Genomic DNA, 16,166 nt, shown 5'->3' on the forward strand with positions numbered 1-16,166 from the left:
TCAGTTGGGCATGAAGGTGCCGGCGATCAGCAGGTCGGCCGGCACCTGCACTTGGCTCATGCGGATCAGCTGGTCCGGGAATAGCAAGTTCTTCAACGCGAAATACGTTACCGGGGAAAACGAGACGCCGGCCATGGCATTGCGGATATCGTTGTTGAGGATGTCCTGCAGGCGCGATTTCATCTCGCCTTCGGCGCCACCACTCACCGTCACCGAGGGTGTGCCCGGATTGATGCGAATGGATTGTCCTGCGCCGCTGCCGGACAGCGACACCGGATAACGCGCCGATACGGTGATATCCACCGGCGCGTTGCCCTGCGTGTGGATCTGCTGCGACAACGCGAAGCCTTCGGTGGCCGTGCCGGTGTAGTCGCCGCCCAGGTATACGCTATAAGTCACCTCGGTCCGGTTGCAGCAGTTGCCGTAACTGAAGCTGCCCTGGAAATGCATCTGCGGGCTGATGGTGGCGTACCACGCGTTGTAGCCGGACTTCGGCCCCATCGGATACAGCGAGAAGTTGCCGCCGTGACCGTTGAAGCCGCGGCATAGCACTTCCTGGTACAGCACACGCGAGCTGATCATCAGCGTGCAGGTCAGATTGTCGGCGGTGGGAATGGGCTCGTTGACGTTGATCACGTTGCTCGGCGGCGGACGGCCGTTGGTAGTGATCATCAACTGCACCACCGTATTGCCGGCATTGGTGGTGAGTACGTTGAAGCGGAACGAGGTCGGTGTGAGCCCGGAGGCGCCGGTCAGGTTCTGGAAATCCACCGAGGCCAGCACGTAGCGGATCTGATGAGTGGCGAACCAGTTCTTGAGCTGGTTGACCAGCATGGTGTTGTCCACGCCCACCACGCTGAGCGCATTGAGCGTGAATGCGCCTTGCGCGAAGTTCAGCACCAGCGAATGCGCATTGCCCACCACGCCCTGCACCTGCTGCAGGCCGACCGTGCCGGACAGATAAGGATGCTTGGACATGTCCACCGGCTGCGAAGCGGCCCAGTCCACGCGCGGATCATCGGGCGAAAGCTGGGCCTTGGAGGGATCGAAATTCGCCGGCACCGACATGGTGCCTAGGCGGGTCGAACCACCCAGGATGTTCTGGCGCACCGTCACTTCGTTGCGTCCGCTCATGAACTGGAACAGTGGCGCGCCGAGGTCGGCCTTGAACTGGGTGACGTTGGTGAACCAGCCCTGGTGGCCCGGCGCCGGCAACACGCCCTCACACCACAGCACTGCAATGGACAGCTTGCCGGCGCTGCCGGTCTGCCGGTTCCACTGCGCCATGAAGAAGCTGTTGACCGAACTTTCCAGCAGGTTCATCACGGCATCCCAGCCCTGCAGCACTTCCTTGTTCTGGTACATCTGCTGCAGCAGGTTGCTCAAAGTTGCGGGGTTGGGCATGGACGGGGCCTTGATCCTTGGGGTGGCGAAGTCGCGGCAGACGGCTCAGCCCGCCTTGTCCGGCTGAAGGTCGCCGACCATCACCAGGTCACCGGGAATCTGCACCGCGTCGATCACCGCCTCGTCGCCAGGAAAGCGGATGGTGCGGATGGCGAAGGCGGCCAGCGGCTCGAGCGAGGTGGCGTCGAGGTCGCCGCGGATTTCCTGGCTGAGGATCTGGTCCAGATAGGGCTTGAAAGTTTTCTCCGCCACGCCCGGCGCGGCCACCGTCGCAGTGGAGCCGGCGAAAGCCACCGTCTGCTGCCCGGCTTGTCCCGCGCACTGCACCGGATAGTTCTGCTGTACGCCGAACTCCAGGTTCACCGTGGCACCGGGATCGGCAAAGGCCGATACGAGCAGGCCCTGCCTGGGCGAGCCGGTGAAGTTCAGGCCGAGCTGCGCCTGTTGGGCGACTGGCGGCATGGCGTTACCCCAATCGACCGTGCCCTGGAAATACATGCGGTTCTTGGTCTGCAGGAACCACGCGCGCTGGTCGCCTTGCGGCGGCGCAGCGGTCAGCTGCACATGCTTGGAGCGCGCGTTGAAGCCCGGCGCGACCAGATCCTGGAACACCTTCTGGCTGCCGAACAACAGCGACCAGTCCATGCCGTCGGTGATCGGCACGGGCTCACCGAGATCCACGCCGGTGTCCTGCGGCGCCGGCGTGTCGCCCAGCGCGAAGTGCATTTGCAACAGTTGTTGCCCCGACGCAGTGCTTACCGTGTGCAACGCTACCGTGTGCGGCTGCAGTGCGCGGCAATTGGCCTGCGTGCTGCCATCCACGGTTGCCAGCAGCAAGCGGCCATCCGTGCCGCCGAGCGTGTTCAAGGCCTCGCGAGCGAGGGCGCCACCATCACCGGCCGCCGCCGGCAGCTGCTGCGCGACCGCCGTCGCGCCGGCCACATCCAGCAACAGTTCGAACACCGGCGGCACGCTGGCCGATCCCGATGGCGCACGCACGACGCGCAGCGGTAGTTGGACCGACAGTTTGGCGTCGGGGCGCGTCGGCACGTCGACCGCGGCGGGCGTATCCCAGGCCACGCTCGCATCGTTGGCCAGCGCGGACAACATTGGCAAAGCACGGGCCATGCCCGCCGCACCAGTCAACGCGCCGGAGCGTCCCTGCACGCGCTGCACGGGGAAATCCACGGCCAGCACCGGTTGTCCCGCGAGCAGCGCGACCTGCGGCGCGCCGAGTTCGATCTGCATCTGGCCGATACGCCGCTGAGCGGCGCCTTGCGCCTGGACCTGCGCGGGATGGGCGCTGAGCAAGGTGAGCTGACGCGTACCGTCCGGCGCAGCAGGCCATTGCCGGTGCATGCGCTTGGCCAGGTGGCTCACGCTGAGGTTCAGCACGGCGTCCCAACCGTTGAGCACCGAGCCCTTCGCGTGCATCTCATCGAACAGCTGCGCCTTGGTGGCGACATTGGTGGCATTCATCGCTTGTCCTCCCTTCCTTTAGGCTCAGTTGCCTGCGCCGCCGAAACCCGGCGGCAGCAGGATCACGGTGGCGGGGTCTTTGTCGGGATCGGGCTGGTCGACTACTACGAACAGAGGCGGAGTGACCGTGCCGGCCTCGATGTCGATGGTGTAGGTGACCATGCCGCCGACCGCCGCATTGATCGGCCCGTACTTGAACTGGAATTGCTTGGGCAGTCCGCTCTGCGTGGCACTGCCGGTGCCCTTCCCGTTCTGGAAGGGCGTGGTGCCGAACACGCCCTGGGCGCCGGTGGCCGCGCTGATGAGCACGTTGTACGTCGTGTTCGTCTTGCGCACCTTGGGCAGGAAGTTGCCGACCACGAGCAGATCGCCCGGCACGCGCGCCTGCTTCATGGTGATCAGCTGCTCGGCCGGGAACAGCAGGTTTTCCAGCGCGAACACCGAGATCGGCTTGAAGCTGATCTTGGCCATGTACTGCTTGAGCGTGGCCGGTACCGAATCGCCCAGGCTCTTGAGCAAGGCGATCTTCAAGTCGTTGTCGTTGCACTCGCACGGACCGGTCGGCTTGAGGTCGGACGACTGCTCGAATTTCACCTCGGGTTGGATGTTGGCAAATTGCACTACCTGCGCGGCGCCGCTACCGGTCACCTGCAGCGGATAGGCACCGGTCATGGTGACGTAGGCGGTAGCGCTGGAGTCCTGCCAATCACCCCAGAAACCAGGGCTGCAGGCGCCTTCTGCGCACACCGGCGGGTTGTAGCGCTGGTACTGGAAGTTGACGTTGGTGCCGCCGCTAGGTGGGCTGGCGGTACCGTTGGTATAGTTCATCACGACGCCCGTGGCGGGCGAGCGCTCGAACTTCGAATTCGTCAGGTCCCAGGTCAGCGCGTTGCCGCTGGCAGACATGCGGAAATTGGTGTCGGTGCCGCGGATCGTGTACGGGTTCTGGAAATTGACCGTGCCAGTGGCGCTGCCCTGCTTGATCCTTGCGCTCCACGACTGGAAATCCTTGCCCGGATCGACCGCCTCCACCTGCAGGTTGGTGCCGCCCTGGTTGAAGCTGGTGACGAAGATGTGTTCGAACATCAGCCTGGTGCTGATCATCAGGCTGACCGAGAAATCGCTCTGGCCGGGAATGGGGTTGCTCGGGTCGTAGGCGATCGGCTCGTTCAGCGTGAGGGTGTGGGCGTGCTGGATGTCGCCGGTGGTGGCGATCAGGATCTGCAGGATGTTGTTGCCCGCATTGGTGGTAGTGGCGTTCAGCACGAACTTGGACGGTTGCAGCGCGGGATCATTGCTGAGATTGCTGTAGTTGATCGTCTGCACCTGGTACTTGATCTCGTTCGTCGCGTAGTAGTTGGCGAGCGCGTTGGAAATCTGGATCGCGTGGTGATCGGGATCCCAGTTCGGCGGATCGACCTCGAATTGGCTCAGGGTGAACGCGCCTTGCGGGAAGTCCAGGATCACCGTATGCGTCTGGCTGGACGAACCCTGCCCCGGTGGCGGCGTGACGATGCCGGAGATCTTGGCCAGCGCCACACTGCCGTTGACGTACGGTTTCTTGGACACGTCCACTTTGACGGGATCGCCCCATTCGATGTCCGGATAGATGGTGTGTGTGCCGCTGCCAGCGTCGGTAAGCGCGATCGGCGTGCCGCCGGCGGTAGCGGACAGCGCCAGGGTGGTCTTGCCACCGCTCTGCGTCCAGCCGACGATCCAGTAGTCGGTGCTGGCCTTGAGCGGCGACGGCAGCGTGCCGGTGGACTTCACCATCACCTGCATGTTGTTCTCGAACACGCCCTGCACCGACAGTGCCAACGTGCCGCTGCCCGCCGCGCCGGTGAAGTTCACGTCCTGGTCGACCAGGTGACAGGCGGTGGGGTCGAAGCCATTTTGGGTCACCACCAGCGTGCCCAGCACGATGGTGCCGCTAAGGATGTTCTGGATCACCGTCACGCTGTCGTTGCCGGGCACGAACTCCAGCAGCGGGTTGCTGAGCTTGATGCTCATCTTGGTGACGTTGGTGAACCACACACCGCGGATCTGCTGTACGTTCTCGCAGTAGTACGCGTTCACCTGCATCAGATTGTCGCTGCTGCCGGGGGTGATCTTCTGGATGTACTGCTGGAATTGCTGGTACAGGAAGGCATTGACCGGCCCGGACAGCACGTTGAACACGGCGTCCCATTTCTGCAGCACGGCCTGGTTCTGGTACATCTGCGCTTCGAGGTTGTCCAGGGTCGGCGCGCTGCCCTGAGTGGGATCGCCCACCATCGCGGCCAGCGAGGCGGGCAGCCCCGCAGGCAGCTTGGCCAAGAAGCGCGACCGGCGCAGCAGGGCTGGATCGTCGTAGTGCGCGGTGACGTAGAAGTCCACCTCGATGCTGACGAACAGGCTTTTGAACAGAAGGTCCTGGTTGTTGCGGACATTCGCCGGCAGACTGATCTCCCACACCGAGAACGGCGTCAGGTGCGTGGTCTGCTGGGCGAACGTGCCGGTGTTGCTGCCGAACTCCGGCTCGCCGGTGGCCAGGTTGTAGACATACGGTCCGAACGCCCGGCGCGAGCTGGCGAACGTATGCGCGTCGCGCTGGTAATCGCGGTCCTGGAACGGCCGCGCCTGGCAGGCGAAGTGGATTTCGCTGTTGCCGCTGCGCGTACTCTTGATGCCGACGATGCGCGGCACCACACGATCGATGCGTACCATGTCGTAGCTGTAGAACTCGGTGCGGCACAGCGCGACCGGGAACTGGAACACGTTGCCGCCGGACAGGCGCGAGGCCAGCACGTTGTCGATGCGGATGGTGATCGGCTTGGTCACCGGCTGCGGCGGCGGGTCGAGCTGCTGCAGTGCCGAGATGATCGCCGCATCCTGGGTGGCGATCACCGCCTGCAGGCTGATCAGGCTGAACGAGGTGATCGGCGTGGGCTGGCCGAAGTATTCGTACTGGATCGCGCCGTCCTGCAGCCCCAGCGTCTGCGCCAGCACCGACAGCACCTGCTTGAGCTGGTACTGCAACTGGCCGGTCAAGCCGATCAGGTCGATGCTGTTGATATCCGGCGCCCGGCTCGAATCACTCAAGTGCAGCGCGTTGGTGAGCGCATCCAGCTGCGCCTGCTGGCCGCCGTTGATGGTCTTCAGGCGATTCTGGTTGATGATCTGCATGGCGATCTGGCTGGCGCGCGTCTGCGCCGTCAGCAGGGCCGTGCCGATGGTGACCAGGGTGTTGACCGCGGCGATCAAGTCAGCCTTGTCCTGATTGAGCTTGCCGCTATCCGGTACATTGGTCAGCGCAGCGCGTACGTTCTCCGACAGCGCCTGCAAGTCGACCTGGCTGGGCAGGTTCAGCGTGCCGGCGGCGCTGGCCGCGGCAATGTCGTTGGACAGCGTATTGAGGTTGTCGATATTGCCGACGGCCTTCTGCACGGCGGAAAGGCTCTTGAGCACCTTCATCACCGCCTGCAGCTTGTCGTAGGCATCCTTGATCGCCTTCAGCGCCTTGAGCACGCCGCCGGCGGCTTCGCCGGGAATGGCCGCCATGCTCAGGCCCAGCGAGAACAGCCCTTCCACCCCAGACACCACGCACTGCGCCACCAGGTCGTTGGCATAGTCCGTATAGTCTTGCTGGAAACGCTGGACGATGCCGGGGTCTTTCGCACTGACGTTGCTGATCACGGTCTGCTGCGCAGTCAGCTTGTTGCCGAGCTCGATGATGTCCTTGGTGTTCTGCTCCTGCTCGCGGGTGAGCTGGGCCAGCACCGAGTCGTAGTAGCTGCCCATCGCGCCGCGGCCGTTGGCCAGCACCTTGAAGTACTGGGTAAGCACACCGCCGATCTGCTTGATGTTGTCGTTCAAGTTCGCGATCGAATCCATCACCTTGAAGCTGTTGACGGTGTCGGTGATCTGGATCTGGTACTGCGCGATCTGCGCGTTGAGGGTCTGCGCCTGGCTGACCATGTCGCCGACGAACTTGTTGTACGAGTCGTAGGTGACGTACGGCACGTAGACCACGTCGGTGTCAAGCTCGGCCACGTTGTTGGCGATGTACAGCGCGCGGGCGCGCGCCTCGGCCAGGTTGTAGTCCTTGGTGTCGGATGGGATCTGCGCGGCCAGCCAATTGAGGTAGCTCACCTCAAGTCCGCGCACCACATCGGCATTGGGTCCGCGCGCATGCAACAGCGATTCGGCGGCGACCAGGGAGAACTGGATGCTCTGGGTCAGCGCCGGCAGCGTGGAGGCGTCGATGCCGCTCTCCAATACGCCGGCGATAGCGACCTTGAAGCGGCCGGTGGCCGGATCGGCCTGGGCGCCGGTCGCGAACAGGATGCCGTCCAACGCCACCTTGCGTTGCAGCTGGCCGGCGTCCTGCGACTCGAACACCAGCGCTCCGTACATGCGGTCGCAAACCACGGTGAGGTTGTCCAGCGCGGTGGCGCTCATGCTGAGCGTGGGCGTCTGCGGCGCCTGGCTCATGTCGATGATCTGCGCGATCAGGGTCACGTTGTCGCTGGGCAGGGCCAGGCTGCCGTCGCCTGGCATGGCGCTGGTGTGCAGCACCTGCGAGAACGAAGTGAACGACTGCATCTTGAAGTTCTGGGCGACGATGCCACCGCCAAGCAGGTTGACCTGCGAAAGATCGACGCGCTCCTGGTAGATGTCCACGGTGGGCGTGATGATGCTGCTGGCGAACGAGGCCACCGACTCGGGAAAGATCTTCGCCCAGTCGTAGTCGATCTCGCGCGCCTGCGGAATACGCACCGCATCGCCATACTTCTGCAGCAGACCGCCCTTGACCAGGCGATCCCAGGGACCGGCCACCAGCGGCTGATCGATCAGGTCGGCCAGCGGCGTAAGGGTGAGCGCGACCGGTACCTGCAGCACCAGTGGCAGCATCACTTTGTACTTGACCGTGGCGGCGAACACGCTGGCGGTGCCTTCCGGCACGTAGTCACTGGCCCAATCGCCCTTGGCGACCGCCGCTTCCAAGGCCGGGTCGCCGCTGAGGCAGCCAAGCACGCCATACTCCGCCACAAAGCCGCGTCCTTGCGCGGCTGCCGAGGTGAGATACGCCCAGCCTGTGGCGTTAGAGCCTGTCACTGCGAAGCTGCCGTCGGGCTGCGCGGTAGCATCCGACTTGAACGCGCCTTGGACCACTTTGTAGTGGGCGGCATCATAGGCGAACACCTGGAACAGCACGTCACCACTGACGATCTGGCTGACGAAGTGGCTACCCAGTTGATACTGCGCGGCCAGGTATTGCTCGGCATCGGCCTTGCTGATTCGAGAGTCGTACAGCACGGAACCCTTGCTTGGCGCCTTGGCTGGCGGCAACGCATCGATGATGGCCAGGGCGGCGTCGGTCAGGTAGTCCGTACGATGCAGCGATGACGGCGACGCGCTGAACGGGTGCGTCCAGCTGGCGTTGTAGCGGCTCATGGTGACCAGCATGTAGCCGCGGGGTTTGCTGAAATCGATGCCGAACAACGCGCTCACCGCGGCCAGTGCGCTAGCCGCGTCGGCATCATCGAGCGCCAACGGGCCGGCCGGCACGCTGATGCCCAGCGGATCGCCGCTCATCGGATTCACACGATAGGCATAGAGTCGATTGAGCAGACTCTCGGGCGAATCGTGGATGGTGATCGTCGGCGTGTTGCCCCAGACCGGATAGGGCTCCAGCACAGGTTGCACATCGACTGGCCTGAGCGCTGCGAGCGGCGGCGCGAAGAACGGTGTGGAGTCCGCGGCGGGCACCCATGTCGGGCGGTAACCATATAGCAGATTCGCAGTCTGTCCCGGCTGCAAACATGTCGGGAGGTAACCATATAGCAGATCCGCCGTCTGTTCCGGCTGCAAAAGCGTTTCCATGCCAACCCCCTGTCAGTAGTTTCGTGTCTGAAAAGAAAGTGCGTTCAATGCCTTTAACGGTTTAGGCCGGCGGCGTCCTGTCATGCATGTTTTCGAAATAGGCGCGACAGGCATTGCCAGCCGGCAGCACTGCAGTCCAATATCGCCGGTCTGTGCCACCACCCGATGACAGCCGATCATGAGCGACATCCCGCAGGACGCACTGACTGACCGTTTGCTGCATTTGATGGCGGACTATCTCGATGTGCCGGTAGAAACCCTGACGCCTGCAACGACGATCGCGTCGCTGCACATCGATTCGCTGGATTTCATCGAGATGGTGTTTCTTATCGAGGAGCAAGTGGGCATCTCGCTCGATGGCGCGCTGGAAGACTTGCGCCAGAAACTGGTGTGCGTGGGCGACGTGATCGATTTCGCGCGGGAACAAGTACAGAACGCTGCTACGCAAGCGCCCTCTTCCCCGGGGCCGACCTAGGCTCTGCCGCACGGCTCGGCAACGGCGCTTCGTCGATCGTTTGCCGCTATCGGCTTGAATGGAGCCACCGGTCGCGCGGCCAACGGCGTCACTTTTGATCGTCCCCAAGCAGCGCATCCTGGCTCCTTCCTTGTTGAAGAGATACAGCTAACAAGCTTTTCTCGACGACCTGCCCGTAGTCGAAGCTCGGCCGACATACGGGCAACAAAAAATAAGCGCGCAAGACTCCGCGGCAATCGAAGCATGTCCGATTACCAACGAAAAACACGACGAAACACACCAGCAAGACGCCAGCGAGGCAAGCCAACCAGATAGAAACACTCAACGCACGTCGGAAAACCAGACGGCTACCTCTGGATGCCGCCTAGACCAACCCTGGCCGACTCAAATGAAATCCCGAATTCCCCGATAGCCCGTCGACGCTATCATGCAGCACGGTGAAAATGATGTGAATAGTGAAGCCGAATTCACCGACATTCCTCAAAAAATGTCTCATCATGACGGCCTGTCCAAGGGTCGAATAGCAAGCCGCCCCTTTATGCTTGGTCCAAGCATCAGACATACCGCCGATGGGATCCGCATTGAAAGCGCCAAATCAAAGCCAGGACGTCATCTCAAGCAAAGCCGGGGCAGCGGCCAGCCACTCCGCCAGTAAAACGACCAGCCACGCTCCAGGCATGTCCGACGATCGCCCCGTGGCCATTACCCAGCAGCGACTCCAGCAAGCGGCCGACGACAGCCCCCAGGTTAGACAGCTGCAGGCCCTGCAACTGATGGCTGACGAGTCGGCTCTACAAATGAAGGCTATCTCCACCACAGTATTGAATGTGGCTGGAGAAGATCACTTTGAAAGCGACGCAAGGCGCAACGAAGAGAAAAAGGTCACCAGTACGGCAACTAATGGAGGATATTGGACCGAGGAGCAGTTCAAACTGACCATTAACGACAAGAAAGTGGACGCGGACCCGAAAGCGCTTCGCTTCCTTAGCCACTTGCAGGTACTGAGCGGCCCATGGAGTTCCTTGGCCAAAGCCCCGCTGGCGCCCGAATTCTTCCTCACGCATGCCAAGAAAACCTGGGATGACTACGGGCGACTCAATAAAAAGATCGAAGACAACTTCATTGACTCATTGGGTGATCGTTATAGTGGCGGAGATGCACTTTCCGAAGAAAAAGGACTGGAACGCGACCGGATAAACTGGGGCCTATATGCCCAATTTGATACTGCGAAACGGGCGCTCCAAGGCATCATCGGGTTGCATCCTTACAACGACACGAAAAAGGTCGCCCTCAACCGATTGCGTGAGCAGTTCCGAACCGCGGTGCCTGCCATGGTCGAGAAAGTACCGGAAAAGGAGGAACTTCATTCCCTTCGCTCGGGCGCCATGCATTGTGCAGCGGAAGCCAAATCCAATTATGCGGGAGTCTGGAAAATCGGTCAGCAGCATGTCGACGAAATCAGTGAAGCCCCGCTAGAAACTCCACTCGCGTACAACCTGATGACGCGCAAGGAGTTCAATGAGGAATATGCCCGTCTCTCCGAGCAACAGGCCCAGAGCAGTGAATCGCCTGCAGCGTGACATGTTGGCCAGTCGATAGGTTGACCATTGATCGCAGAATCCCGGCTTAGGATCGGCGCGTAGGCTGGGATGCTAATCCCAGCTTTCCACATGGCATCCCGATGCTGGGATTATCATCCCAACCTACGTGCTTAAATCGCGAGAGCGACCAGGAATCGGGAGACCATGTTGTAGGCTGCCACGGTGGCAACGGCTTCGACGGTTTTGGTTTCGCCAAACAGCCGTTTGAGTTCATCGATCACACCCGCGTCCACTTCGACCCGCCGGGTAGATTGATCGGTCAGAACGAGCAGCGCGCGCTCGTTCTCGTCAAACTGCCCGGGCGGGATGGCATGGCAACGCAGCGCATTGCACTTTTCCTGCGTACCACCGGCACTTAGATAGACGGGATGGTGCACACGCCATTCAAATTCGGCACCGTTGAGAACGGCCACGCGCAACATGATCAGTTCCAGATGCTGAAGCTCCAGGCTGAATTCGGCCCGTACGCGGCGCAGCAGTTCGTTCCAGCCGGTCGCCAAAGGAAAGCTCTTCAGCAAGACACGGTCGATACCAATCAATTCCCGGTTGGGTCGCCGCGCCTGCATGCCCTGGAGCAGTTTGGCCGGTGCTGGATCGCCATCTTGCCAAGGGGTAATACGTACGTTGCTCATTCAATCGGTCCTGCCTAGGTTTTTTGCCGCGTCCCGCAGTGCCGTTCGCACCCCCTCTTCGACGACGGGGTGGTAGAACGGCATGGCGAGCATGGCGTCGATGGTCAGATTCATCTGCAGGCTCCATGCCAGCAAATGCCCAAGATGTTCGGCCGCGGGAGCCATCATTTCCGCACCGAGAAAACGCCCCGAACCGCGCTCCGCGTAGACGCGCAGGCGTCCGCGGTTATTCAGCATCACCCGGCTGCGGCCTTGATCGACGAAGCTGACCTCCCCGACCACGAAGCTGCCGCCCGGTAAATCGCCGAAGCGCTGGCCGACCAGCGCCATCTGCGGATCGGTAAACACCACGGCAAGCGGTGCACGGCGCACTAGTGATGTTGCCTCGCCGTTTTTGGCGAGGCGAGCTGCGTTACGCCCGGCGACTCGCCCTTCGTCCGCGGCTTCATGCAGAATTTGCAACTTGCCATTCACGTCGCCGGCCATGAAAACCGGCAGCGCGCCGGCCTGCAGTGTCTGCGCATCGAAGTGAGGCACGCCCCTGGCATCCGTTTCGATCGAGGTGTTTTTAAGGCCGATTCGCGTGACGTTGGGCTGCCGTCCGCAGGCTGCCAGCACGTATTCGTAACAGCCTTCGTGCAGGCTGCCATCCGTCCGCCGGTAGCGCAGCAGGACGCCGCTGCCGATGCGTATCGCGCTGACTACGCTACCTTGCGGTTCCAGGTGGAATTCTGTAGCGAGCCGGTTTTTCGCTTCCGCGATGATGGCCGGATCGGTCAACGGACCAACACGACCATGGGAGCCCAATACGCTTACTTTGACGCCTAAGCGTGCCAGCGCCTGGCCCAGTTCGAGGCCGATGACGCCGGCGCCGACGACAGCCACGCTCTTGGGCAAAGTGTTCCAGCTGAACACATCGTCGTTCACCACCAGCCGGTCGCCAAGGCCAAGCAGCACGTCCGGAATGACGGGCGCCGAGCCAGTTGCAATGACGACACTCGCTGCATGGACTCGCATGTCATCGCCAATTCGCAGCCGTCCATCGTCGATGAAACGGGCATGGCCGGAAAGACGGTCGTCATCCGCTATGGCTTCAACACTGTCAATGACAAAACTTACGAAGCGGTCGCGTTCATGTTTCACGCGCGCCATGACTTCGTGCCCATCGATGCACGCCTCCCTGGCATGAACGCCAAAAGCGGCGGCGTGCATCACAGCGTGCGCAGCATCCGCGGCAGCGATGAGCAGTTTCGACGGCATGCATCCAACCCGTGCGCAGGTCGTGCCATGCAGCCCGCCTTCGATCAGCAGAGTGCGCGCACCTTCGGCTTTCGCGGCCCGGTAAGCCGCCAAGCCAGCCGTGCCCGCGCCGATCACCGCAACATCCGCATGGATGGTTCTCACGCAGGTTTCCCGCTGCGATCCATGGTGAGAACCATGCGGAATTTGACCTGGCCGGACTTCATGCGCTGGTAAGCCTCATTGGCCTGTTCCAACGGCATGGTTTCGATTAGCGGGCGCACACCGGCCAGCACGCTGAAATCCAGCGTCCGCTCGTTGTCATAGGGCGTACCCGTAAGCGAGCCCAGTACGCTGCGCTCGCCGCCGACAAGGTGACCGCGCGACACCGGCAAAGGATCCTTGCCGACGCCCAGCACCACTAGCCTGCCCTGCGGCGCCAAGCCCTTCATCAGGGAGGCTACGGTTTCTGCGTGGCCGATGGTCGTCAAAATGACTTGCGCACCGCCCATGGTTTGCAGCTTGGCCGCGGCATCCTGCTGGTGGGTGTCGATGTAATGGTGCGCGCCAAGCGCGAGCGCGTCCTCGGCGATGTCGCTGCCACGGCCCACGGCAACCACGCGAAAGCCCATTTTCCGTGCGTATTGCAAAGCCATGTGGCCCAGGCCGCCGATACCCAATACGACCACGGTATCGCCAGCCTGCGCAGCGGATTTCTTCAAGGCATTGAAGGTGGCCAGCCCGGCGCAAAGGATCGGTGCCGCCTCCTCGGAAGCCAGTTCGTCTGGAATCGAGACCAACCCGGTACCGCGGGCCAGCATCATTTCGGCGTAACCGCCGTCCCAGCCGACGCCGACCGAAGGCTGGTTCTGGCAGAGTTCGAAGTGGCCGCGACGACATTGCACGCATTCGTTGCAATGACCGGCCAGGCGGCCGACGCCGACACGCTGTCCTGTTTTCCAGATCGAGGCGACGCCGGCACCGACAGCAACGATACGGCCAACCACTTCATGGCCGGGCACACGCGGTGGCCGCAAACCTGGATCGGCCCCTTCGATATCGGAGGCGTCGGCACCGCAGATACCACAGGCTTCCACTTCGATCAGCACTTCGCCATGGCCGGGTTGCGGGACCGGGCGCTCCACCAGTTCCAAGCTGCCGGGTGAGCTAATTTGCATGGCGCGATAGGCTGTTTTCATGACCTTTCCTCTTTCATCCATGGTTGCTCGGACGCCAGCCATGCCTTCACCCCGAGGGTCGCCGCATCGATGGCACCTGCTACATAGCCAGGGAATTGCGGCGACCACTCGCTGGCGATGCCTGCCACACGTCCGGACCAGGGACCGGACAACGCGGAAACCGGCGGTGTCGCGACATGTTCACCGACACCCTGCAAATCGGCGGACGTTGCCGTATACGGATCAAGGGCCCAGTCCTTGACGAACTCTGCTACCGGCGTTGCCGCTTGTGGACCGAACAGCTGCGAGAGTTGTACGCGGCAACGGGTTTTCAGCGCGTCGTCGGGAATGCCCTGGCGAACCTCGGCCGGCACACTGAAGAAACCGAACAAAGCCGCGCTGCCATCCGGCATCGACACGTCGTGGATTTCGCCCAGCGGCCCCTGCGTGCTGCGGGCTTCCCCAGACAATCCCTGCTCGCGCCAGAACGGGAGCTGGTAGATGGCGAAATACTTGGCATGCGGCGCCATCCAGGTTGTCGTTGCACGCCAAGACTGTGACAGCCTCCGAGGCAACCCTGGGGAGAACGCAATACTGTCTTCCACCAGGCGCGGAGGCACGGCCAGCAACACGTGCTCCACGTGCCATGTTGAGACGAGCCCCGACGCATTTTCGCTTTTCAATTCGATGTAGCGCTTGCTGCTGTGCAGTTGGCGAACTCGCTGACCCACCATGATGCGCGCGGGGTCCAGGCGACCGTACAAGGCATCGACCAGGGCGCCCATGCCGCCAGCAAGGCGCATCGCAACCGGGCGGTGACCGTATCCGCGCGCGCGCATGGGATGCGCTGCGGGCGGGCGATCTATCAGCATGTCTCCGGACTCGTATTGCGCGAAACTGGTCAAGCCCAGTTCGCGAATCAAGCGATCGAGCTGGGGTTGGAATTCCGGCCAGAACCAGGTTGCCCCGAGATCAAAGCGATCAACATCCGAACTCATGGGCGTGACGGGGCAGGACAGGATGCGTCCGCCTAGCGCGTCACGCGCTTCCAGCAGCACATAGTCCCGGTAGCCGGCCTGCTCGAGCAAGCAGGCCGCATATAGGCCACTCAAGCCACCACCGACAATGGCAATGCGAGCTGTAGACATGGCGTTACACCGGCACGGGTGCGCGGCCAAGGCGGCCGGTTTTCAGATAGAACGTGGCGCCCTGCGCTCCAGCAAGCATGCCGGGATAGTTGCCTGCAGGACAACGCAGCCAGCTGCCGCGCGGACAGGCCCTCGTGTCGGCCAGAACTTCGCCGGCCACCACCAGCACCTCGGCACGTTCCACCGGATTGGCAAAAAGCGCCATGCCTGGATCCAACCGCTGCAAAGAAACCTGTTCGCTGTCATCGGCAAACAAGGGGCACACATCCCGGTCCGCCCAGCGCTGCCAGCAACGCGGATCGTGTGTATCGATGCGTACACGATGATTTTTGTCTGCTGGCATTTGTCCGAGCTTGACGAAAATGATCGCACCCTGGTCGCTGAACGGATGATGGGACGAGCCCGGTGGATTGCGCAGATACCAACCGGCCGGGTAATGCGCAGCCTCGTCTGAAAACGTTCCGGATAGCACCAGGATTTCTTCCCCTCCCGGATGCTGGTGTCGCGGAAAAGTGGACTGCGGCGCGTACCTGACGATGCTAGTCGAGCGCACCTTCTCCCCGCCCAGCCGATCCAGCATGACCCGTTCAACACCAACTTGCGGCGACGCAACCCACTGGTATTGATCGGGCGTGACGGTTGCGCGGCGGGAGAAGTCTGCGTTGATGAGCATGGACGGGTATCCAGGGATGCAAGCTGGGCGATGTACGGCTCCCTCCCCTACCGCAGGTAGGCGAGGGAACGGCTTCAGGCGGCAGGAAGCTGAGCATGTGCTTCAAGCACGCGTGCCGAATAAGTCAGCGCGGCGCCTGCATTCAGCGCAATGGCAACACCCAGCGCCTCGGCGATTTCTTCCCGGGTGGCGCCATGCTCAGCAGCCTTCTTGGTGTGCACGGAAATGCAGCCGTCACAGCGCGTGGTGACCGCCACGGACAGCGCAATCAATTCATGGACTTTGGGCTCAAGGTGGCCGGTTTTGGTAGCCGAGCCTTCCATCGTCTTCAGGCCGTGCAGGACATCGGGGCTGAGGGCGGCGTAGTCGCCGACGCGTGCCAGCAACGAATCACGGTAAGCATTCCAGTCGTTCATCATGGGGTTTTATCCAGGTCAAGTGGAGGTTGCCGGGTGCCTGAGTGGCACATGGC

Annotated in this window: 12 protein-coding genes; 3 read left to right on the forward strand and 9 right to left on the reverse strand. The window is 62.2% G+C overall.

Annotation, left to right across the window (positions count from 1 at the left end; translation table 11 throughout):
• The 3 genes from QQJ96_RS06660 to QQJ96_RS06670 are packed head-to-tail and all read right to left on the reverse strand — an operon-like array spanning window position 1 to window position 8,748.
• The gene (locus QQJ96_RS06660) at window positions 1-1,404 is read right to left on the reverse strand and encodes a hypothetical protein (RefSeq protein ID WP_284331189.1); all 1,404 of its coding nucleotides are present in this window, start codon (window positions 1,402-1,404) and stop codon (window positions 1-3) included.
• A gap of 45 nt (window positions 1,405-1,449) precedes the next feature.
• Entirely contained in the window at window positions 1,450-2,883 is a 1,434-nt protein-coding gene (locus QQJ96_RS06665; RefSeq protein ID WP_284331190.1) for a hypothetical protein, read from the reverse strand.
• Window positions 2,884-2,907: 24 nt separating this feature from the next.
• Window positions 2,908-8,748 (reverse strand): hypothetical protein, encoded by a 5,841-nt coding sequence (locus tag QQJ96_RS06670; RefSeq protein ID WP_284331191.1) that lies wholly within the window; start codon window positions 8,746-8,748, stop codon window positions 2,908-2,910.
• 178 nt (window positions 8,749-8,926) lie between these two features.
• Here QQJ96_RS06670 and QQJ96_RS06675 point away from each other — a divergent pair, with 178 nt between their 5' ends.
• From QQJ96_RS06675 to QQJ96_RS06685, 3 genes are all read left to right on the forward strand, one after another.
• Complete coding sequence (locus QQJ96_RS06675) at window positions 8,927-9,223, forward strand: acyl carrier protein (RefSeq protein WP_284331192.1); 297 nt, start codon at window positions 8,927-8,929, stop codon at window positions 9,221-9,223.
• Window positions 9,224-9,650: 427 nt separating this feature from the next.
• Complete coding sequence (locus QQJ96_RS06680) at window positions 9,651-9,878, forward strand: hypothetical protein (RefSeq protein WP_284331193.1); 228 nt, start codon at window positions 9,651-9,653, stop codon at window positions 9,876-9,878.
• A gap of 22 nt (window positions 9,879-9,900) precedes the next feature.
• Complete coding sequence (locus tag QQJ96_RS06685) at window positions 9,901-10,803, forward strand: hypothetical protein (RefSeq protein WP_284331194.1); 903 nt, start codon at window positions 9,901-9,903, stop codon at window positions 10,801-10,803.
• 131 nt (window positions 10,804-10,934) lie between these two features.
• Here the strand turns inward: QQJ96_RS06685 and QQJ96_RS06690 are convergent, their stop codons facing one another.
• From QQJ96_RS06690 to QQJ96_RS06715, 6 genes are all read right to left on the reverse strand, one after another.
• Window positions 10,935-11,456 carry a carboxymuconolactone decarboxylase family protein gene (locus QQJ96_RS06690; protein ID WP_284331195.1) on the reverse strand — a complete coding sequence of 174 codons (522 nt, stop codon included), beginning with the start codon at window positions 11,454-11,456 and terminating at the stop codon, window positions 10,935-10,937.
• Window positions 11,457-12,860, reverse strand: a complete 1,404-nt coding sequence (locus QQJ96_RS06695; protein WP_284331196.1) for a dihydrolipoyl dehydrogenase — start codon at window positions 12,858-12,860, stop codon at window positions 11,457-11,459.
• On the reverse strand, window positions 12,857-13,894 hold the full coding sequence (locus QQJ96_RS06700; protein WP_284331197.1) for an alcohol dehydrogenase: 1,038 nt from the start codon (window positions 13,892-13,894) through the stop codon (window positions 12,857-12,859). Before QQJ96_RS06700 ends, QQJ96_RS06695 begins: the two co-directional genes overlap by 4 nt.
• Entirely contained in the window at window positions 13,891-15,021 is a 1,131-nt protein-coding gene (locus tag QQJ96_RS06705; RefSeq protein WP_284331198.1) for a flavin monoamine oxidase family protein, read from the reverse strand. Before QQJ96_RS06705 ends, QQJ96_RS06700 begins: the two co-directional genes overlap by 4 nt.
• A 4-nt stretch (window positions 15,022-15,025) precedes the next feature.
• On the reverse strand, window positions 15,026-15,694 hold the full coding sequence (locus tag QQJ96_RS06710; RefSeq protein ID WP_284331199.1) for a cupin domain-containing protein: 669 nt from the start codon (window positions 15,692-15,694) through the stop codon (window positions 15,026-15,028).
• 74 nt (window positions 15,695-15,768) lie between these two features.
• Window positions 15,769-16,110, reverse strand: a complete 342-nt coding sequence (locus tag QQJ96_RS06715) for a carboxymuconolactone decarboxylase family protein (protein WP_284331348.1) — start codon at window positions 16,108-16,110, stop codon at window positions 15,769-15,771.
• Window positions 16,111-16,166 lie beyond the last annotated feature (56 nt).

The organism is Dyella flagellata (assembly GCF_030160275.1).
Classification (GTDB): domain Bacteria; phylum Pseudomonadota; class Gammaproteobacteria; order Xanthomonadales; family Rhodanobacteraceae; genus Dyella_B; species Dyella_B flagellata.